The organism is Streptantibioticus silvisoli (assembly GCF_027947535.2).
GTDB classification, from domain to species: Bacteria; Actinomycetota; Actinomycetes; order Streptomycetales; family Streptomycetaceae; genus Streptantibioticus_C; species Streptantibioticus_C silvisoli.
The window spans coordinates 19,777-40,914 of the sequence record NZ_JAAGKO020000035.1; the positions used below are offsets into that span (position 1 = coordinate 19,777).

The 21,138-nt window shown below is 75.5% G+C and carries 11 protein-coding genes; all 11 read right to left on the reverse strand.

Translation table 11 applies throughout. The features are described 5' to 3' along the window. Positions 1–55: 55 nt before the first annotated feature. Positions 56–739 (reverse strand): flavodoxin family protein, encoded by a 684-nt coding sequence (locus POF43_RS22355; RefSeq protein WP_271322204.1) that lies wholly within the window; start codon positions 737–739, stop codon positions 56–58. Positions 740–880: 141 nt separating this feature from the next. Next, positions 881–1,966 (reverse strand): MupA/Atu3671 family FMN-dependent luciferase-like monooxygenase, encoded by a 1,086-nt coding sequence (locus POF43_RS22360; protein ID WP_271322205.1) that lies wholly within the window; start codon positions 1,964–1,966, stop codon positions 881–883. Between the two features lie 53 nt (positions 1,967–2,019). Further along, the gene (locus POF43_RS22365) at positions 2,020–3,642 is read right to left on the reverse strand and encodes an amino acid adenylation domain-containing protein (protein WP_271322206.1); all 1,623 of its coding nucleotides are present in this window, start codon (positions 3,640–3,642) and stop codon (positions 2,020–2,022) included. Next, the gene (locus tag POF43_RS22370; RefSeq protein ID WP_271322207.1) at positions 3,639–4,373 is read right to left on the reverse strand and encodes a thioesterase II family protein; all 735 of its coding nucleotides are present in this window, start codon (positions 4,371–4,373) and stop codon (positions 3,639–3,641) included. The genes POF43_RS22365 and POF43_RS22370 overlap by 4 nt, the downstream gene beginning before the upstream one ends. Beyond that, positions 4,370–5,857 (reverse strand): condensation domain-containing protein, encoded by a 1,488-nt coding sequence (locus tag POF43_RS22375; RefSeq protein ID WP_271322208.1) that lies wholly within the window; start codon positions 5,855–5,857, stop codon positions 4,370–4,372. Before POF43_RS22375 ends, POF43_RS22370 begins: the two co-directional genes overlap by 4 nt. Before the next feature lie 52 nt (positions 5,858–5,909). Next, complete coding sequence (locus tag POF43_RS22380; RefSeq protein ID WP_271322209.1) at positions 5,910–7,877, reverse strand: cytochrome P450; 1,968 nt, start codon at positions 7,875–7,877, stop codon at positions 5,910–5,912. Beyond that, positions 7,874–9,352: a condensation domain-containing protein gene (locus tag POF43_RS22385; protein ID WP_271322210.1), complete on the reverse strand. Its 1,479-nt coding sequence runs from the start codon at positions 9,350–9,352 to the stop codon at positions 7,874–7,876. Before POF43_RS22385 ends, POF43_RS22380 begins: the two co-directional genes overlap by 4 nt. Next, positions 9,349–11,244 carry a non-ribosomal peptide synthetase gene (locus POF43_RS22390; RefSeq protein WP_271322211.1) on the reverse strand — a complete coding sequence of 632 codons (1,896 nt, stop codon included), beginning with the start codon at positions 11,242–11,244 and terminating at the stop codon, positions 9,349–9,351. The genes POF43_RS22385 and POF43_RS22390 overlap by 4 nt, the downstream gene beginning before the upstream one ends. Further along, complete coding sequence (locus POF43_RS22395; RefSeq protein ID WP_271312503.1) at positions 11,241–11,459, reverse strand: MbtH family protein; 219 nt, start codon at positions 11,457–11,459, stop codon at positions 11,241–11,243. The genes POF43_RS22390 and POF43_RS22395 overlap by 4 nt, the downstream gene beginning before the upstream one ends. A gap of 5 nt (positions 11,460–11,464) precedes the next feature. Beyond that, positions 11,465–16,021 (reverse strand): non-ribosomal peptide synthetase, encoded by a 4,557-nt coding sequence (locus tag POF43_RS22400; RefSeq protein ID WP_271322212.1) that lies wholly within the window; start codon positions 16,019–16,021, stop codon positions 11,465–11,467. A gap of 28 nt (positions 16,022–16,049) precedes the next feature. Next, on the reverse strand, positions 16,050–21,026 hold the full coding sequence (locus POF43_RS22405; protein ID WP_308217757.1) for a non-ribosomal peptide synthetase: 4,977 nt from the start codon (positions 21,024–21,026) through the stop codon (positions 16,050–16,052). Between the last annotated feature and the right edge of the window lie 112 nt (positions 21,027–21,138).

Sequence of the window (21,138 nt, forward strand, 5' to 3'; positions counted from 1 at the left end):
CGGCGCCGTCCGCGCTGTAAAGCCCACCGCCGTCCGGTCCCGGCCGCGCCACGCCTCACCGTTGGGCCGCCGCCGCCAGGACGCCCGCGGTGAAGAAGGCCCGGGCCTCGACAGGGCGTCCGGTGCTGTCGCAGGTGGCGGGCTCGCCGGGGCGGGCGGCCGGCGGGCGGTCGCGAGGTCCGGCCGGGAGACCCGTCACCGCCGACCGGTCGGGGCGGCCGGGGCCGCGGCCGAGCAGCAGCCCGCCCCACTCCATGTCTAGGTGGCGGGCGGTCCTGCGCAGCATCCCGGCGAGCGGATCGGCGTCCGCGGGGTCCGGCGACGCGCAGGAGCTGACCGCCCACATCGTCTTGCCGCGCATCCGCTCGCGGTAGGCCAGGTCGGCCCGGTCCATCCAGCGCGACCAGTGGTCGAGGTAGAGCTTGGTGGCCGCCGAGACCGTGTACCAGTACAGCGGGGAGACGATCACCAGGTCGGTCGCCTCCAACGTCGCCTCCAGCAGGACCCGTTCGTGGCGGTCCCCGGCGCCGGCGGTACCGGCCGGCGTGCCGCGGGCGTCCTCGAACGCGGGCAGCGGGTGGTCGGCCAGCCGCAGCCAGCGGCGGGCGGCGCGGTCCGGCAGACCGTCCGCGGCCCGGCGGGCCAGGGCCTCCGTGGAGCCGCCGGGACGGCCGCCGCCCAGGACGAACAGGAAGCGCGCGCCGGGGCCGGGCGGAACGGAGTGTGTCGGTGGTGGCATGGTGCTCTCCTCGCTGGAAGCCGAAGCAAGCCGGGAAAGACCGGGAGTGGTGGAGCCGTGCGCGAAGCAGGAAGGTCCGGCTGGGACGCGCGGGCGTACCGCGCGGTGCGCACCGGGGCGGTCGGGCGGCGGCGTGCGCGGTCAGGCGACGGCGCCGGCCGGGACCCGCTGCTCGACGGTGCGGCGCAGCGTGTCGAGGTGCTCCAGGCCGGCCAGCACCGCGTCGTCCGGCAGGCCGAAGTCGATGAGGCAGGCGATCTCGTCCACCCCGGCGGCGCGCACCGCGTCCACCAGGTCCATCGCCTTGTCGACGGTGCCGAGCAGTCCGCTGTGCCGGTAATACCGTTCGAAGGACTGGGCGACCAGGAAGTCCACGTCCTCCCGGCGCAGTTTCGACGGGTCCATCCGGCGGCGCGAACCGGTGCGGGAGCGCTGCGAGGTGAGGGTGAGTTCGACCGAGCTGCGCAGGTAGTCCGACAGCGGGGCGCGGACCGCCTCGCGGACGGTGTCGTCGTCCTCGCCGAGGTAGGTGTGCACCATGAGCGCCACGTGGCCGGGCCGGCCGTCGGCGTCGGGGCGGTCGGCCACGGCCTGCCGGTAGGCGGCGATCTTCTCGGCGAGCTGGTCGAGGTCCTGGCCCAGCAGGTGGGTCAGCACGCCGGAGCCGGCCCGCCCGGCGTCCCGGAAGGTCTCGGTGTTGCCGGCGCTGGTGACCCAGACGGGCAGTTCGCGGCGGACCGGCGGCGGGAAGGTGCTGATGCTGCGTTCGGTGCCGGCGCCGTCGACGACGTCCATCGGGCGGCCGCGCCACAGTTCGCGTACCTGCTGGGCGGTCTCCAGGGTGATGCGGCGGCGGTCCTGGTACGCCTCGGGGCGCAGCGCGAAGTCCGTGCTGTGCCAGCCGGAGGCGAACGACAGCCCGACCCGGCCGCCGGACAGGTTGTCCACCACGGCCCACTCCTCGGCGATGCGGGCCGGGTGGTGCAGCGGGGCCACGACGCTGCCGGCCCGGATCTGGACGCGTTCGGTCGCCACCGCGAGGGCCGCCCCCAGGACGGACGGGTTGGGGTAGAGGCCGCCGAAGGCGTGGAAGTGCCGTTCGGGCGTCCACACCGCGCTGAAGCCGTGGGTGTCGGCGAACCGGGCGCCCTCCAGCAGTAAGCGGTAGCGGTCGCCGGAGTTGTCGTTGGCGCTGTCGTTGGCGAAGTAGAACAGGCTGAAGTCCATGGTGGCTCCTTGGTGGCGGGGGGACGTTTCGGAGCGGGTGCGGTGCGGTGCGGTCAGCCGACCGGGAGCAGGCGGGTCGGCGCGGCGGCGGGTGCCGGTGCGGGCGTGGGGGTCGGGTCGGCCGTCAGGTCGCGTCGCAGCGCGGGGCGGTCGATCTTGCCGTTGGGGTTGAGCGGCAGGCGCTCCAGGTGCACGAGGCGGCGCGGGACCATGTGCGGCGGGACGTGGGCGCGCAGCCAGCCGCGGGCCGCGGCGCGCTCCAGCGGCTCGCCGGTGTAACAGGCCACCGCCTCCAGGCCGTTGGTGCCGGGCAGCGCGAGGACGACGGCCTCCTCGACGGCGGGGTGGCGGCGCAGCGCCGTCTCGATCTCGCCCAGTTCGACGCGGTAGCCGCGCAGCTTGACCTGGTTGTCGAGCCGGCCCAGGTGCAGCAGCGTGCCCTGCTCCCGGCGCACCCGGTCCCCGGTGCGGTAGTAGTGCGCGTCGGTGAGCGGGCCGCCGCGGTGGATCTCGGTGCGGCCGTCCTCGTGGGTGAGGAAGCGCTCGTTGTCGTCGTCCGGGTCGAGGTAGCCGTCGAAGCGCTGGACGCCGCGCACGCACAGTTCGCCCTCGTCGGCCGGGTGGCCGTCCTCGTCGAGCACGAGGTGGTCGAGCGTGTCGTAGACGGGTCCGATGGGCACGGTGTCGTTGCTGGTGGCCGGCCACTGCTGCGGGTCGCGGGGCAGCCGGTAGGCGGTGCAGGCGACGGTCAGCTCGGTGGGGCCGTAGACGTTGTCGATGACCGCGCCGGGGGCGACGTCGTGCCACGCCCTGGCCTGACGGTACGTCAACTGCTCGCCGATGAAGACCCCGTGGCGCAGCGCCGGGGCCTGGCCGGCCGGCAGGTTGCCCAGTGCGGCGCTGACCGAGACCAGGGAGGGCACCGAGAACCAGTGGGTGATGGCCTGGCGGGTGAGGTATTCGACCGGGGTCAGCAGGTCCGTGCGCTGCGGGACCACCAGCGTGGCTCCGGCGCCCCAGGTGACGAACAGGTCGTGCACCGAGGGGTCGAAGGTCAGGTCGAAGGTGTGCGAGGTGCGGTCGCCGGGGCCGACGCGGAACCGCTCGATGTTGCGGGCGACGTACGCCGAGGCGTTGCGGTGCCGGACGGGCACGCCCTTGGGCCGGCCGGTGGAGCCGGAGGTGAACAGCACGTACGCCACGTCGTCGGCGGCCGCCCGGGCCGGCGGCGGCACCGGCAGGTCCGCCGGGGCGGGCGCGGTGACCTCCTCGTCGGTGAGCACCAGTTCCACCGGCACGGTGCCGTCGGCGGCGTACCCCTCGGGCGGCAGCGCGGACCGCTCGGCCACCAGGACATCGGTCCGGGCGAGTCGGCACACCGTGCGGTTGCGGGCGGCCGGGTAGCCGGGGTTGAGCGGGGTGACGGTGGCGCCCAGGCGCTGCGCCGCGAGGTAGCCGGCGAACGCGGTGAGGCTGCGGGAGGCCAGCAGCGCGACCCGGGCCGGGGGCGCGCCGCCGTGCGCCCGCACGATCCGGCCGGACAGCACTTCGGCGTACCGCTCCAACTGCCGGTAGGAGTACGCCGTACCGTCCAGCTCCAGGGCCGGCGCGTCCGGGTGGGCGGCGGCCGAGCGCGCGAACCAGTCGTACAGGGCGGTGGTGGTCGGGCCGGTCACGGGCACACCTCGATCGGTCGGGCGGTCAGCTGCCGCAGCCGGTCGGCCACGGGTGCGACGCGGGTGAACAGGAAGTCGTGCGAGCCGTCGAACTCCTCGCGGTGCACCGGGCCGGTGGTGTACCGGCCCCAGTCCGCGATGCCTTCGCCGTACGGCGCGGACGGGTCGCCGGTGGCCGTCCACACGTGGACCGGCGCGTCGGTCAGCGCGGCGGGTTCGGGCTTGTAGGCGTCGATGGCCCGGTAGTCGGTGCGCCACTGGTCGATCAGGACGCCCAGCAGCGCCGGGTCGCCGGCCAGCCCGTCGGGGGCCGTGCCGCCGGTGACCTTGCGCAGCACCGTCGCGTCGTCGAAGCCGTCGTCAGCGTGCAACGGCAGGCGGTGTGGGGGCAGTTGGGCGGCCACGACCAGGGTGCAGGCGGTTTCGGGGGCCGAGAGCGCCAGCAGGCGCACCAGTTCGAGGGCGATGTAGGCGCCCAGGCTGTGGCCGGCGACGATCAGGCGGGCGGGCAGCGGGCCGGCGGTCAGGCGGGCGGCGAGTTCCTCGGCCCGTCGCGGGATCGGCAGGCTCCCGCCGCGGCCGGCCGGGCTGGGCCGGCGCACGGCGACCGACACCGGTACGGGGGCGAGCGCCGCGGTCAGCGGGCGTACCGCCCGTGCGGTGCCGGCGATGCCGGGTACCACCACCACGGCGGTGTCGCAGGGCGGCAGCGCCGGGTGCAGCCCGATCACGCCTCCTCCCGGGGTCCGGCGGCGATCGACTCCAGCGCCGCGGCGTAGGCGTCGGCGAGCTCCTGCGCGCGCTGCCCGTCGGGGGCGGCGCCGTCGCAGGTCAGCACGGTGACCAGGTGGGCGCCGTTGACGGCGGCGTGCACCTCCACGGGGTGGGTGAGGTGGTTGTCGGGGTGGCGGTCGTCGGCGAAGGTCTCCTCGGCCTCCGCGAACATCTCCTGCGGCCGTTCGGTGAACCGGCCCAGGTAGTTGACCAGCGCCGCGGGCACGGTCCGGGTCGCGACGCCGCCGTCCGGGTCGTGCAGGGCGTGGTCGGCGGACTTCACCAGCCGCTCCGCCGGGCCGCCGGGGGCCAGCCGCACGGTGCGCAGGTCGGTGAACCATCCGGTGGTCCGGCTGATGTCGGTGCCGGCGCCGGCCTGGTCGCGGCCGTGCCGCTCGATGTCGCAGGCGACCAGGTCGGTGCCGTACACCTGGGCGACGGCGGTGGTCACCGCGGCCAGCACCACCGAGTCCATCCCGGTGCCCAGGTCGCGGCGGGCCAGCTCCAGCAGGGTGGCGGTCAGGTCCGCCGGGGTCCGCACGCGCGCCGTGGTGGCGCGGGAGAAGGGCTCGCCGCCGTTGTCCAGCCGTCCCCAGGGCGCCCAGGGCAGGCCGCCGCCCGCGGTCGGCGGGCCGGGCACCGGCCGGGTGGCGCCGATCCGCTGGGCCCACACACCGTAGGGCGTGGTCGCCTGCTGCCCGGGCTGTTCGCGGGCGGGACGGCGGCAGGCGGCGGCCAGTTCGCCGCGCAGGATCCGCCAGGAGGCGCTGTCGACGGCGAGGTGGTGGGCGGTCAGGAACAGCCGGCGGCCGGCCGGCCCCAGGTCGAGCAGCGCGCCGCGGACCGTGGGTCCGCCGACCGGGTCGAGGGAGCGCTGCAACCGCGTCGTCTCCCGCAGGACCGCCTCGGCGCGCTCCCGTTCGGTGCCGCCGGACAGGTCGAGCCGCTCCAGGGTGAAGCCCGCGTCGGCGGCCAGCCGCAGCCGGGAGCCGTCCAGCCGCAGCCGGAAGGAGTCGTGCGGGTCCAGCACGGCCGGCAGCGCCTGCGCCAGCACCTCGGCGTCCAGGTCGTCCTCCACCCGCCACAGCACCGCCTGCGTGACGTACCGCGGGTGCGGCTGGCGGGTGCACAGCTGCTGCTGGGCGAACGTCAGCGGGATGCCGTCGGTGACCTCGGCCTCGACGAGCGGGGCGGTCGCCGCGGTCACCCGGGCGGCCAGTTCGGCGACCGTCTGGTTCTCGATGAGGTCCAGCGGCGTGTAGTCCAGTCCCTCCTCACGGGCCAGCGCGATCGTCTCCAGGATGAGCAGCGAGTCGCCGCCCAGGTCGAAGAAGTTGTCCGCGGGGCCGACCGGTGTCCCGTCGAGCACCTCCGACCACACGGCGGCCAGCAGTTCCTCGATCGCGTCCGTCTGCGGCCGCACGTCCGTTGCCATGTCCATGGGTTCCCCTCCAGCTTCGTGTTCCCGCGTCGTGGTGAGGTCGCGCACGCCGTCAGCGGGCGACGAGCCGTACCGGCAGGTCGTCGAGCCCGAAATTGATGATCGAGGTGTTGTGCCGGGGCGTTCCGGCCGGTTCGATCGCGCGTGCCCGGGCGCGCAGCGTGGTGAAGATCGCCGACAGCTCGGCCTTGGCGAGGGCGGCGCCCACGCAGTAGTGCGGTCCGAAGCCGAGCCCGAGGTGGCGGTTGGGGCTGCGGTCGAGCAGCAGTTCCGCCGGGCGGTCGAAGCGCTCCGGGTCGTGGTTGGCCGCCCAGGTCCACACCACGACCTTCTCGCCGGCCCGGACGCGGATGCCGCCCAGTTCGGTCTCGCACGCCGCGGTGCGCAGTACGTGCAGTCCGGAGGAGGTCCAGCGCAGCAGTTCGTCGACCGCGTCGTCCATCTCCACCGTGCCGTCCCACAGCGCGGCGAACTGGTCGGGGTGGCGCAGCAGGGCGAGCATGCCCATCGCGGCGGTGTGCCGGACGGTCTGCACGCCGCCGACCAGGATGTTGTCGAGGTTGAGCACGACCTCCTCCAGCGGCAGCCGCGCGCCGTCCACGGTGTGCGTCGCCAGCGTCCCGGCCAGCCCGCCGCCCGGCCGGGCCCGGTGCCGTACCGCGTGGCCGAACAGGTAGCGGATCAACTCCTGGTGGCCCGCCTGCCGTTCGTGCGCCGTGGTGCCGAGGAACGCCGCGTCGCTGAGGGCCACCACGCGGCCGCGGTCGGCGACCGGGATGTCGAGCAGGTCGCACATGACGGCCACCGGCACCGGCGAGATGAGGTCCACGAAGTTGACCTCACCGCCGTCGAGCCCGCGGCGTACCGCGTCCTCGGTGAGCTGGGCCAGGCGTGGCGCGTACCCGGCGGTACTGCGGGTGTTGAAGAACGGTGCGACGGGGTGGCGGAACGTGCGGTGCGCCGGGCCGTCGCACATCGCCATCATCCGTCCGGCGCCGGCCGGTGCCGCGCCGCCCGGCGAGGAGCCCAGCAGCGAACCGCCGGTCGAGCTGAAGGTGGCGCCGTCGCCGAGGACCTGCATCGCCAGTTCGTAGGACAGCACGGACCACACCGGTCCGTCGCCGGGGACGACGGTCCGGCACACCGGGGACGCCGAGCGCAGCGCGTCCACCCGGGCGGCCACGTCCGGGCCCTGCCAGAACAGGGTGTCGGACAGGTCGGGTGAGGTCGCCGGCGCCGCGGGCGCGGGGGCCGGGGCCGCGGCGGCCAGGGCGCGCAGCGGCTCCAGCGGGCCGGCGGTGGCGGGCGATGCCAGTACGTGGCCGCCCTCGACCAGGGCGACGGCCGGGGTTCCGCCCGCCACCTCGGCCCAGGCGGCCAGGTCGTCGGCGTCCACCAGCGGGTCGCCGGTCCCGGCGACCGCCAGCACCGCGACGGCCGGCAGCGGTCCGGGGCGGTGCCGGTAGGTGCGGCACAGCTCCAGGTCGGCGCCGATGACCTCCAGGGTCATGGCGGCCAGTTCCGGGTCCTGGCCGAGGACCGTGTCGAACCCGGTGGCAGCCAGCAGCCCGGCCGCGTCGAGCCGCTCGGGCAGCTGCTCGGCCCACACCTGCGGCGCCTTGACCGAGGCGGGCACGAGGAACCGCGGCAGGTGGCCGGCCGGCAGCGCGCGGGCGACCTCGTAGGCCAGCAGGCCGCCGAAGCTCTGCCCGTAGATGCCGAAGTCCACCCCCGCGGTGTGCGGCAGCAGGGCCGCGGTGACCTGGGCGACCAGCGTGTCGAAGTCGGCCGGCAGCGGCTCGTGCAGCCGCGCGCCGCGGCCGGGCAGCCGCAGCGCCCACACCTCGGTGTCCCGCGGCAGGGCCCCGGCCAGGGTGGCGAACGCCGAGACGTCGCCGCCGGCGTGCGGGAAGCAGAACAGCCGGGTCCGGGCGCCGGGCCGCGGGCGCAGGACCATGAACCAGTCGTCGACCACGTGCGGGCGGTCCGTCCGCTGTGGGGTGCGGATGTGCGTGGTCATCGTCGACCGTCCTGTTCCGGTGCGTCGTCGGGGCCCGCGCCGGCGGGCAGGAAAGCGGCCAGCGGTGCGTCCGGCTGCCGGCACAGCGCGGCCAGCACCCGGGCGTACGCGTCACGGAACCCGTCGGCCGCCGCCGCGGAGTACCGCGCGGCGTCCACCGTCAAGCTGCCGCGCAGGGTGCCGTCGGTGTCGTGCAGCAGGTCGAGTTCGAGGTCGAACCGGGGGCTGTCGTCGTTGCCGATCGGGCACTCGTCCACCCGCAGGCCGTGCCAGCGCGCGGCCGATCCGCCCACGTCGTGCGCGGACACCAGCTGGAACATCACCTGCGCCAGCGGGCGCTGCCCGGCGCGGCGGGGGACGCCGAGGGCCTTGACGATCCGGTCGAAGGGAAGCAGGTCGTGGTCGAGGCCGTCGGCCACCGCGGCGCGCACCGCGCGGGCGGCGCCGGCGAACGACCAGCGCGGGTCGAGGTCCATCCGCAGCGGCATCAGGTTCACGAAGTAGCCGACCACGTCGTCGAGTTGGGGGAAGGCCCGGCCGCTGCTGGGCACCCCGGCGACGACGTCGCGCGACCCGCCGGCCGCCGCGAGCCAGACCAGGAAGGCGGTGAAGGTCACCGCGAACGGGGTGAGGTCGTACCGCACAGCGACCGATGCGACGGCGGCGGTGGTCGGCCCGGGCAGGTCGAAGTGCAGGGAGCGGCCGCCCTGCTGCCCGGTGGCCGCGTCCGGCGGCGGGGCCGACCGTTCGGGGGCGCCGTGCAGGGTGCGGCACCAGTGCTCCACGGCCCGTTCGTGGCGCCGGGTGCGCGTCATCAGCGTCGTCTGCCACAGCGCGAAGTCGCCGTAGCCGTGCGGCAGCACGGGCAGGTCGGCGGTCGGACCGCCGGCCGCCTGCGAGTACAGCGCGGCCAGGTCGCGCAGCGCGATGCGCATGGACCAGCCGTCGACGACCAGGTGGTGCCAGACCAGCAGCAGCACGTGGTCATCAGCGGCCAGCCGCAGCAGCCGGGCGCGCAGCAGCGGTTCGACGGCCAGGTCGAACGGGACGGCCATCTCCTCGCGGGCCACCCGCTGGATCTCCGCGTCGGCCGGCGCGGTCCCCGGGCCGCCGACCGGGCGCAGTTCCACCGGGGTGCCCGCGGGACGGATCACGGCGTGCGGGCGACCGCGGCGGGCGACCACGTTGGTCCGCAGCACCGTGTGCCGGTCGGCCAGCGCGGTCAGCGCCGTGCCGAGGGCCGCGGTGTCCAACGGGCCGTGCGTCCGCAGGCCGACGCACACGTTGTAGGTGGTGGAGTCCGGGTGCAGCTGCTGGAGGAACCACAGCTGGCGCTGGCCCTCGGACAGCGGCATCTCGCCGTCGGCGTCCGAGCCGGTGGGCAGCACGTCGTGCGCGGCGACCTGCGGTTCGCCCAGCGCGGCGAGCAGGTCGCGGACCGCCTCGTCGGCGTCCACCTGCGGGTGCGCGCTCACCGCGACAGCCTCTCCAGCAGGCCGGGCAGGTCGGGCTCGGCACCTTCGGCGGCGATCGTGGCGCGTACCGCGGTGGTGAAGTGGTCCAGGTCGCGCGATCCCACCAGCGAGGCGAGGGTGACGTTGACCCCGAGCGCGGCCCGCAGTACGTGCACCAGGCGCACGGCCAGCAGCGAATGGCCGCCCAGCGCCGCGAAGTTGTCGGCGCCGCGCACCTGCTCGACGCCCAGCAGTTTCGCCCAGGTCAGGCCGATCAGGTCGCGCAGCGGGTCGGCCGGCTCCGGCGGCAGGTCCTCGGCGGCGGTCGGGGCGTCGTCGTGCGGGACGGGCAGCGCCGCGCGGTCGAGCTTGCCGTTGGCGGTCAGCGGCAGCGCCGGCAAGGTGGTGAAGGTGGCGGGGACGAGGTAGGCGGGCAGCCGGTCGGCCAGGAAGGCGCGCAGGGCGGCCGGGTCGGCCGGGGTACCGTCCCGGGTGGCCAGGTGGGCCGCGAGGCGCTTGTCGCCGGCGGCCGGTTCCCACACCGTCACCGCGCACGCGGTGACGTCCGGGTGCGCAGCGAGCGTCACCTCGATCTCACCGGGTTCGACGCGCCGGCCGCGGATCTTGGCCTGGTTGTCCCGCCGGCCGATGAACTCATAGGCGCCGTCGGGCAGTTGCCGTACCAGGTCGCCGGTGCGGTACATCCGGGCGCCGGGCAGCGGGCTGAACGGGTCGGGGACGAAGGCGCGCGCGGTCAGGCCGGGGCGGTGGTGGTAGCCGTGGGCGAGGGCGGGGCCGCTGACGTACAGCTCCCCGGTCACGCCGCTCGGGCAGGGCCGCAGGTTCTCGTCGAGCACCCGCACGGTGCGGTCGCCGACCGGGGTGCCGATGGGGATGCGCCCGTCGGCCAGGTCGGCCTCGCGCACCGGCCGGACCGTGCTGAAGACGGTGGTCTCCGACGGCCCGTAGCAGTTCACCAGCCGGGTGCCCGGGTGGCGGCGGGCGACCTGCCGGGTGTGTTGCGGTGAGACCGCCTCGCCGCCGAAGAGCAGGTGGCGCGGGGCGGTGACGTCGCCGGTGTCGCCGTGCGCCAGCAGGTTGAAGGCCGCCGTGGTCAAGAACATCACGGTGACTCCGTGCTCGGCCGCGCAGCGCACCGTGGCCAGCGGGTCACCGGTGTCGTGCGCCGGGACGACGACCCGTCCGCCGGTCAGCAGCGCCGGGTACAGGTCGATCAGGTGGCCGTCCCAGGCCAGCGCGCAGTGCAGCAGGGAGATGGAGTCCGGCCCCCACATGGCGTAGTCGGTGCCCGCGAAGAACCCCGGGACGGCCCGGTGCGGGACGAGGGTGCCCTTCGGCGTGCCGGTCGAGCCGGAGGTGTAGGTGACGTAGACGGTGTCGTCCGCCCGCACCACCAGGTCCGGCGCGGTGGCCGGCTGCCGGTCCACGCTGCCGTCGGCCACGTCCAGGACGCGGACCCCGAAGTTGGCTGCGGTGGCCGGGTCGGCGCTGACCACGACGGCCGCGCCGGCGTCCTGCACGCAGTGCACGAGGCGGGCGTGGTGGACGTGCGGCTCCAACGGCAGGTAGGCCGCCGCCGCCTTCAGCACGCCGAGCATGGCCGCCACGCACTCGGTGGAGCGCGACAGGTGCAGGCCGACGGTGTCGCCCGGCCGCACCCCGGCGGCCCGCAGCCAGTGCGCGAACCGGTTGGCGCGTGCGTCCAGTTCGGCGTAGGTCAGCAGGCCGCCGCCGACCTGGGTGAGGGCCACCGCGTCGGGGCTGCGGCGTACCTGCTCCTCGAACCAGGCGGGGATGGTGCCCTCCCGCCCCGGGGTGGCGGGCAGGGCGTTGGCGGCTGCCGGGTTCGCGGCCGCCGCCACGGCCGGCGGTGCCGGGGTCTCGACGCTCATCGCACGCCCTCCTCGGCACGCCGGCGCTCCACGGACTCCCGCAGGCTGCGGGGGCGGATGTCCGGCCAGATGGCCTCGATCCGCTCCAGGCACCGCTCCTCGGACCCGGTGGTCCCCTCGGCCGTCCAGCCGTTCGGCAGCGGGACCCCGGCGGGCCACAGGGAGTACTGCTCCTCGTCGTTGACGACCACGTCGAAGGTGGTGAAGGCGTCCATGTCGGTCACTCCTTGTCTCGGGGGGTGCGGTCCACGTGGTCCGTCATGGCCTCGACGGCCGCCAGGAAAGCGGTGCGGTAGGCGTCCACGGCCCGGTCGGGGACCAGGGCCACGGTGTGGTCGACGGCCAGCAGGCCGTCGTCGGAGGTGGGGTCCATCACCATCGCCGCGCTGAGCGCGAAGTTGGTGGGTTCGTGCCGCATCGTGGGTTCGAAGCGCAGCCCGTCGCTGACGATGCGTCCGCCGTCCTCGGCGACCTGGCCCAGCGCGTGGAAGCGCAGGAAGCCGAAGTTGCTGCCCAGCGCGGTGGATTGCATCATCCGGGCCAGCAGCGCGAACGGGACCCGGCGGTGCGGGATCATCGCCGTCTCCTCCTCGTGCAGCACCCGGGCCAGGGCGAGGGGTTCGACGGTGGTGTCGGCGGTGACCGGCACGGTGTTGAGGAACAGCCCCAGCGCCTCGGTGCCGCCCTCACGGGCCAGCCGGCCGTTCACCGACAGGCCGGTCACCGGCCGGTGCGACCCGGTGATCGCGCCGAGCGCCACCAGGTGGGCGGCGAACGCCACACTCTTGGGCGTGGTGCCGCCGGCCGCCGCCGCCAGCCGGAACCGGGCGCCGACGCCGGGCAGGAACCGCTCGGTGGTGCGCACCCCGCTCACGCCGGGCTCGACGCCCTCCTCCGGCCGCGGCGCCAGGTCGGGGCGCAGCCGCAGCCGGCCGTCCGCACCGGCGAGTTTGTCGCGCCAGTAGCGCAGCGACGCCTCGTCGCGGGCCGCGGTCCGCTCGGCCGCGGCGAAGTCGCGGAAGCCCGAGCGCGGCGGCGCGGCCGGCGCGAGCGTCGGGTCGTCGATCAACTCGGCGTGCCGGCGCAGCAGTTCCGACAGCAGCGAGGTGAAGCTCCAGCCGTCCAGGATGGCGTGGTGCTCGGCGACGGTCAGCTGGAAGGTCTCGTCCGTCAGCCGGTGCGCCCGTACCGCGAACAGCGGCGGGGTGGCGAGGTCGAAGCCGGTGGTGCGCAGCCGGTGGAACTCCTCGCGCACCGCGGCGTCCCGGTCGGCCTCGGCCAGGTGGCGTACGTCGGTCACCACCAGCGGCGGTTGCAGGTGACGGTGCGTCAGTTGCAGTGGTTCGCCGTACGTCATCAGGTCGATGGAGGTGCGCAGCACCGGGTGGCGCTCCATGGCCTCGACGACCGCCCGGCGCAGCAGGCCGGCGTCGAACGCGCCGCTGACCAGGTAGCTGTTGACGTTGTGGTAGCTGTCGGTGCCGCCCGACAGTTCCATGTGGTAGGCCATGGCCAGCTGCATGGCGACCGTCGGTCCGGCGTCCACCACCTCCGCCGGCATCACCGCGCGGTCGGCCGGGTCCAGCAGGGCGAACGGCACGGTGTCCAGGGCCGGTTCGTCGCCGCCGGCGGCCGGCACGGCACCGCGCGACAGCGCCGCCACGGTGGGGTGGCGGAAGAAGTCCTGGAGTTCGACGTCCCAGCCCTCGGTCCGCAGGGCGTTGGCCACCCGCACCGCGCGCAGCGAGTCGCCGCCGAGCCGGAAGAAGTCGTCGTGCGCGCCGACCTCGGCGACGTCGAGCACCTGCGACCACACCCGGGCCACCAGTTCCTGGAGTTCGCCCTTCGGCGGCGCCGACCGCGCACCGGTGGGCACCGCGGTGACCGGCTCCGGCAGGGCCTTGCGGTCGACCTTGCCGTTGGTGGTCAGCGGCAGTTCGGCCAGCACCGTGAAGGTGGCGGGCACCATGTAGGCCGGCAGGCCGGTCAGCAGGTGCTCGCGCAGTTCGCCGGGGTCCGGTTCGCCGGGGCCGGCGGCGGTGACGTAGGCGGCCAGCCGCTTGTCGCCCGGGGCCGGTTCGCGCACGGTCACCACGCAGGTGGCCACCGCCGGATGGGCGGCCAGGACGTTCTCGATCTCGCCCAGTTCGATGCGGTACCCACGGATCTTGACCTGCCCGTCGCGCCGGCCGAGGTACTCCAGGCCGCCGTCCGCCAGCCGCCGCACCAGGTCGCCGGTGCGGTACATCCGCGCCCCGCCACCGCTGAACGGGTCGGGCAGGAACCGCTGCGCCGTGAGGTCCGAGCGCCCCAGGTAGCCGTGCGCCAGCGACAGTCCGCCGACGTACAGCTCCCCGGTGACGCCGACCGGCACCGGCCGCAGCCGGTCGTCGAGCACCACCTGGGTCAGGTGCGGCATGACCGAGCCGACCCGGCTGCGCTCGAACCCGTCCGGGTCGCGCACGTCGAACGCCGTGGCGTGCACCGTGGTCTCGGTCGTGCCGTACAGGTTGCACAGCGCCGCGGGCGGCGCCGGGTCCAGGGCGAACCAGCGGCGCACGGCCGCCGGGTCCAGCGCCTCGCCGGCCAGCAGCACCCACCGCAGGTGCGGCAGCTCGCGCGGCCGGTCCCGCAACGCCGTCGTCAACTGCCCGAAGGCGGACGGGGTCTGCGACAGCAGGGTGACCCGTTCGGCGGCCAGCAGCGCGGCGAACTCCTGCGGCGAGCGGCACAGCAGGTACGGCACGACGACCAGCCGCCCGCCGTGCAGCAGCGCGCTCCACAGCTCCCACACCGACACGTCGAAGGCGTAGGAGTGGAACATCGCCGCCACGTCGCCGGCGCCGATCCCCAGGTGCCGGCCGCCGGACGCCATCAGCTCGCGCACGTGCCGGTGGGCGATCTGCACGCCCTTGGGGCGGCCGGTCGAGCCGGAGGTGAAGATGACGTAGGCGGTGTCGTCGGCGTGCACCTCGACCGGCGGGCGGGTCGCCGGGCAGCCGGCCACCGCCGCCGCGTCGTCGCGCAGCCGCACCGTCTTCCACGGCCCGTCGGCGGCGCCGTCCGGCTGGTCGGTGACCACCACCGAGACCTGCGCCTGCCCGAAGGCGTAGGCCATCCGGTCGTGCGGCGCGGTCAGGTCGACCGGCACGTAGGCCGCGCCGGCCTTCAGCACCGCCAGCACCGAGACCACGGCCTCCACGGTGCGGTCCAGCAGCAGGCCCACCCGGTCGCCGGGCAGCACCCCGCGGTCGCGCAGGTGGTGGGCCAGCCGGTTGGCCCGCCCGTCCAGCTCGGCGTAGGTCAGCGAGCGGGTGCCGTCGCCCAGCGCCACGGCCGCCGGGGTGCGCACGGCGTGCTCCTCGACCCCGGTGTGCAGCGGCAGCGTCGCGCCCGCCGACCGGGCCGGCCGGGGCAGCGCGGCCGAGCGGCCGGCCGGGTCGAGCACGTCGAGGTCGGCCAGCGCGGTGTCCGGGCGGGCCAGGGCGTGGTCGAGCAGCGCCAGCCAGGAGTCCGCCGCCCGCGCCATGGTGTCGCGGTCGAACAGGTCGGTGGCGTACTCGATCTCGCCGTGCAGTTCGCCGTCGTCGTAGACCGACCAGATCAGGTCGAGCTTGGCGGTGCCGTTGGGCCGCACCCGGCGCCGGCCGGTGGCCCCGCCCAGCCGCATCTGCCGCGCGTCGCGGGCGTGCAGGCCGAAGAGCATCTGCACCAGCGGCGGGTGGCCGCCCTGCCGTTCGCGCACGATGTCGTTGACGATCGTGTCCAGCGGGGTGTCCTGGTGGCCGTAGGCGTCGAAGCAGACGTCGCGCGACTGCTCGGCCAGCTCCCGGAAGCTGCCGCCCGCGGTGATCCGGGTGCGCAGCGGCATGACGTTGACGAAGTAGCCGATGAGGTGGTCGAGTTCGGGCCGGTCGCGGGTGGTGACCGGGGTGCCGATCACCAGGTCGTCGGCGCCGGTCCAGCGGTGCGCCAGCGCGGAGAACGCGGCGAGCAGCACGGTGAACGGCGTCGCCCCGCAGTCCATGGCGAGCTTGCGCACCCGCTCGGCGGTGCCGGACGGCAGGTCGAAGACGTAGGTGTCGCCGCCGGCCGTGGGGCGGTCGGGGCGCGGCCGGTCGGCGGGCAGCGTGGTGAGGGTCGGCGCGCCGGCCAACTGCTCGCGCCAGTAGGCCAGATCGTGCTCGTGGGAGCGGGCGGCGGCCGCGGCGGCGTGGTCGGCGTAGCTCAAGGTGAGCTCCGGCAGCCGGGGCCGCCGGCCGGCCAGGGCCGCCGCGTACGCCTCCGACAGCTCCCGTTCGAAGATCTCCAGCGACCACTCGTCCCACACGATGTGGTGGACCACCACGACGAGGGTGTGGCGCTGCTGCCCGTGCCGGATCAGCCGGGCCCGCAGCAGCGGCCCGTCCCGCAGGTCCAGCGGACCGCGGGAGTCCTGCTCGACGGCGGCCTCCACCGCCGCCTCCCACCGCTGCCGCGGCAGGGACCTGACGTCGGTCACCGCGAGCGGGACCGGCCGCGCCGGGTGGATCACCTGGAACGGTTCGCCGTCGGCGACGTCGAAGGTGGTCCGCAGCACCTCGTGCCGGGCGACGACCGCCTCCAGCGCCGTGCGCAGCGCCGGCTCCTCGAGCGGGCCGTCGAGTTCCAGGACCCACGGGATGTTGTACGCGGCGGTTCCGGGCGAGAGGCGGTCGAGGAACCACAGCCCGCGTTGCAGGCCGGACAGTGGCGCCACCCTGGTGCCCGGCCGTGCCGGGGCATGCTGGACGTCCATGATCACTCCAATCGGACGGTGGGGGGTCTCAGGCCAGCCGGGCGGCGAGGGCGGAGACGGTCTTGCAGGCGAAGATCAGCCGCGGCGGTACCTCGGTGCCGAGCTCGCGGGCCAGCACCAGGGCCAGCCGCACCGCGCGCAGCGAGTCGCCGCCGAGCCCGAAGAAGTTGTCCTGCGTGCCGAAGTCGTCGATGCCCAGCACCTGGGACCAGGCCCGGAAGATCGTGCGTTCCAGCTCCGTGTCGCCCTTGGCCGGCGGGGCCGCCACACCGGTGGTGGGCGCGGTGGCGGCCGCCGGTGCGGACAGCGCCTTGCGGTCGACCTTGCCGTTGGCGGTCAGCGGCAGCGCGGCCAGCACCGTGAAGGTGGCCGGCAGCATGTGGTCGGGCAGCAGCGCGGCCAAGTGGGCGCGCAGTTCCGCCGTCCCCGGCGCCGCCCCGGCGTCCTTGGCCGTCAGGTGGGCGGCGAGGCGCTTGTCGCCCGGCGCCGGTTCGTGGACGACGACCACGCAGGAGCCGACCGCGGGGTGCGTCGCCAGGGCGTTCTCGATCTCGCCCAGCTCGACGCGGTAGCCCCTGATCTTGATCTGGTTGTCCCGGCGCCCCGCGAACTCGTAGGCGCCGCGGGGCAGTTGACGTACCAGATCGCCGGTGCGGTACATCCGGGCGCCGGGCATCGGGCTGAACGGGTCGGGGACGAAGGCGCGCGCGGTCAGGCCCGGCCGGTCGTGGTAGCCGTGGCCGACGGCCGGGCCGCCGATGTAGAGCTCCCCGGTGCCGCCGGGCGGGCAGGGCCGCAGTGACCCGTCCAGTACCCGGGTGACGCGGTCGCCGACGTCCCGGCCGACCGGGACCTGGCCGCCGGCCAGGTCCGCCGGCCGCAGGACGTCGACGGTGGCGAACACCGTGGTCTCCGACGGGCCGTAGCCGTAGGCGATCCGCAGCCCCGGTGCCGCCTCCAGCACGCGCCGGAAGTGGTCGGCCGGTACCGCGTCGCCGCCGACCACCAGGCAGCGCAGTCCGGCCAGCAGGCCGGGTTCCGCGACGGCCACCGCGCCGAGCGCCGCCGGGCTCAGGAACAGGTCGGTCGCGCCGTGGTCCGCGGCGGTGCGGGCGACCGCGAGCGGGTCGTCGTCACCGGGCCCGCAGACGACGGTCCGCCCGCCGGTCATCAGCGCCGGGTACAGGTCCAGCACGTGGCCGTCCCAGGACAGCGCCGAGTGCAGGACCGAGGTCGAACCCGGGCCCCAGCCGGCGTACTCGGCGTCGCGGAAGAAGCCGGGGATCGCGCGGTGCGGCACCAGCGTGCCCTTCGGCGTGCCCGTCGAGCCCGAGGTGTACGGCAGGTAGACCCCGTCCTCGGCGGTCACCGCCACCCCCACCGGATCGGCCGGGCAGCGCTCCGGCGTGCCGTCGAGCACGTCGAGCACCCGGGCGCCCAGGCCGGCCGCCACCGCCGGATCGGTGCTGACCACCACGGCGGGGCCGGTGTCGCGCACGCACAGCGCGAGCCGGTCGCGGTGGAGGTGCGGCTCCAGCGGCAGGTAGGCGGCGCCGGCCTTCAGCACCCCCAGCATCACCGCCACCCAGCGCGCCGACCGCGGCAGGTGCAGGCCGACGGTGTCCCCCACCCGCACGCCGGCGTCCCGCAGCCAGTGGGCGAACCGGTTGGCCCGCGCGTCCAGTTCGGCGTACGACCACGCCCGGCCGCTGTCCGCCTCCAGCAGCGCCGGGGCGCCGGGGGTACGCCGCGCCCAGTCCTCGAAGACGGCCACCACCGTGTCGGCGACCACCGTGTCGGCCTCGGGCTCGCCGTCGCCGCCGATGGCGGTGTCGGGGCTCTCGGTCAGCCGGGCCAGCAGGTCGAGCCACTCCTGCCGCAGCCGCTCGACGCGCTCCCGGTCGTACAGGCCGGTGTCGTACTCGATCCAGCCCTGGAACCCGTCGCCGGACTCCTCGATCATCCAGGCCAGTTCGAACTTGGCCTCGGCGTGCGCGTGCAGCCGCCGGGTGCCGCTCGCCGGTCCGAGCCGCACCGGGCGGTCCGCGCCGGGGTGCAGTTCGAAGATCGTCTGGAACAGCGGGTCGGCGTCCGCGCGGCGATCGTCCAGGACCGCGCCGACGATGGCGTCCAGCGGGGTGTCCTGGTGGGCGAACGCGTCGAAGGAGGCGTCCTTGACCTGTTCGACCAGCGCGCCGAACCCGCTGTCCGCCGCGAACCGCAACCGCAGCGGCACGAGGTTGACGAAGTAGCCGATCAGCCCTTCGAGTTCGGGCCGGCTGCGGGTGGTGACCGGGGTGCCGACCACCAGGTCCCGCGCGCCGGTCACCCGGTGCAGCAGCGCCGCGTACCCGGCCAGCAGCACGGTGTACGGGGTCGAACGGGTCGAGCGGGCCAGCTCGCGCACCCGCCGGGCGGTACGCGGCGGCACGGTGAACCGCAGGCTGGCCGCGACCCGCTCCCCGCCGGCCGTGCGCGGGCGGTCGGTGGGCGGCGTGCTGATCCGCGGCGCCCCCGCCAGCCGCTGCCGCCAGTGGTCGAGGTGCTCGCGCTGCGGGAGCGACTGCTGCCAGATGCTGTAGTCGGGATATCCGACCGGCAGTTCGGGCAACCGGGGCGCCCGGCCGGCCGCCGCGGCCTGGTACAGCTCCCCCAGGTCGCGTTCCAGCACCCCGAGCGAGGACTCGTCCCACACCAGGTGGTGGAAGACCGCCACCAGCGTGCTGCGGGCCTGCCCGTGCCGGATGAGCCGCATCCGCAGCAGCGGGCCGTCGGTGAGACGGAAGGGCTCGGCGGCGTCCGCGGCGACCAGGGCCTCGACGGCCGCGCCGTCGGCGTCCTCGGCCAGCTCGCTGACGGCCAGCGGCACCGCCGCGTACGGGCGCACGATCTGGCACGGTTCGCCGTCCTCGTCGCCGAAGACGGTGCGCAGCGCCTCGTGCCGGTCGATCAGCCCGCCCAGCGCCGCCCGCAGCGCCGCCGGGTCCACGGGCCCGTCCAGCTCGAAGACCCAGGGGATGTTGTACGCCGTGGTGTCCGGGTCCAGCTGGGTCAGCAGCCACAGGCCGCGTTGCAGGCCGGACAGCGGGGCGCGGGTCGCCCCGGTCCTGACCGGACCGGCCGCGCCGTCCGCCGCCCGCGAGCCGGCCGGGACCGCCGCGGCCATCGCCGCCGCCAGCCCGCGCAGCGTCGGCTCCTCGAAGACGGTGACCGTCGCCTCGGCCCAGGGGGTCTCCAGGATCCGCCCGGCCACCCGCAGCGCGGTCAGCGAGTCGCCGCCCAGCAGGAAGAAGTTGTCGGTCGGCCCGATGTCGGTGATGCCGAGGACCTCGGACCAGATCTCCCGCAGCAGGCTCTCCAGCGCGTCGTCCGGCGGCTCCGCGGCGCCGGCCGTCCGGGGCGCGTCGGGTGCGGTGACGGACGGCGTCCCCGGCGCGTCGTCGCTCGGTACCCCGGCGGACGCGGCCTCCGGCGGGGCGCAGTGCTCCGCGCCGGCCGGCGGTGCGGCGTCGGCGACGGCCGCCGGTGCCTCACCCGGGACCGGGGCGCCCAGCGCGGCCCGGTCGACCTTGCCGCCCGCCGTCAGCGGCAGCGCCGGGACGACGGTGAAGGAGGCCGGGACCATGTAGGCGGGCAGCAGCGCGGCCAGGTGCTCGCGCAGTTCCGCGGCGGTCGGCTCGGCGCCCCGCGGCGCGGTGACGTAGGCGGCCAGCCGCCGGTCGCCGGGCACCGGTTCGCGTACCCCGACGGCGCAGGTGAGCACCCGGGGGTGCCGGGCCAGGACGTTCTCCACCTCGCCCGGTTCGATCCGGTAGCCGCGGATCTTGACCTGGTCGTCCCGCCGGCCCGCGAACTCCACGGTGCCGTCCGGCAGCCGGCGCACCAGGTCGCCGGTGCGGTACATCCGGGCGCCGGGCGCGGCACTGAACGGGTCGGGCAGGAACCGTTCGGCCGTCAGCCCCGGCCGGGCGACGTAGCCGGTCGCCAACGCCTCGCCGCCGATGTAGAGTTCGCCGACATCGCCCGCTTCGGCCGGGCACAGCGCCGCGTCGAGCACGTGGGCGGTGCGCGGTCCGAGGGCCCGTCCGATCGGCACCGGCAGGTCGGCGCCCTGGCCGCGCACCTCGTGCACCAGGCTGGTGATCACCGTCTCGGTGGGACCGTAGGCGTTGAGCAGCCGCACCCCGGTCTCGCGCTCCCAGCGTTCGGCGGAGGCGGCAGGCATGGTGTCGCTGCCGCAGACCATCAGCCGCAACGAGGCGAGGTCGGCGCGGACGTGGGGCAGGACGGCGGTGAACTCCTGCCAGTAGCCGGCGGGCAGGTTCATGACGGTGACCTGCTCCCGGCGCACCAGCGCGGCCAGGTCGCGCGGCGCCGGGGTGCGGTGCTCCCCGATCACCAGCCGTGCCCCCGCGGTCAGTGCTCCCAGGACCTGCTCGACCCACACGTCGACATAGGGGGCGCTGAACTGCAGCACGACGTCGTCCGGGGTGAGGGCGAAGGTCTCGCGCACCGCTGCCAGGTGCCGTTCCAGGGCGCCGCGTCCGACGGCCACCCCCTTGGGCTCCCCGGTCGTACCGGAGGTGTGCACGATGTACGCCAGCGCCTGCTCGGGCGGCGCGGCCCAGGTGTCCGGCCGCCCGGCGCCCGGCCGGTGCGGCTCGGTCTCGCGCACCGGCGGCAGCAGCACGGCGTCGCAGCGCTCGGCGATCCGCTCATTGCGCGCGGCGGGCGCGGCGGGATCGAGCGCCAGCCAGGGGATTCCGGCGCGTAACGCGGCGACCAGGGCGATCACGTGGTCGACCCGGTCCGCCGACCGCACGGCGACCGTTCCGCCCGGTGGTGCCGCCGCGGCCATCCGGCCTGCGAGGATCGCGCTGAGCCGGTCGAGTGTTCCGTAGGTCACCGTACGACCGGGGGAACAGATCGCGGTTCGCTCGGGGGCACCCCGGGCGAAACCGGATAACAGATCGGGACAGGAAGACGAACGCGTCATCTCAGCCATGCCGAAAAGCTATGCGCGTCCCGCCGTGAAACAGGCAGTCCGTCCGGCAGTCGTGCGGCAGTTGGGACTGCCGTCGCCCACCGGGGCGACGAAAGCGCCGCCGGCCGGCCCG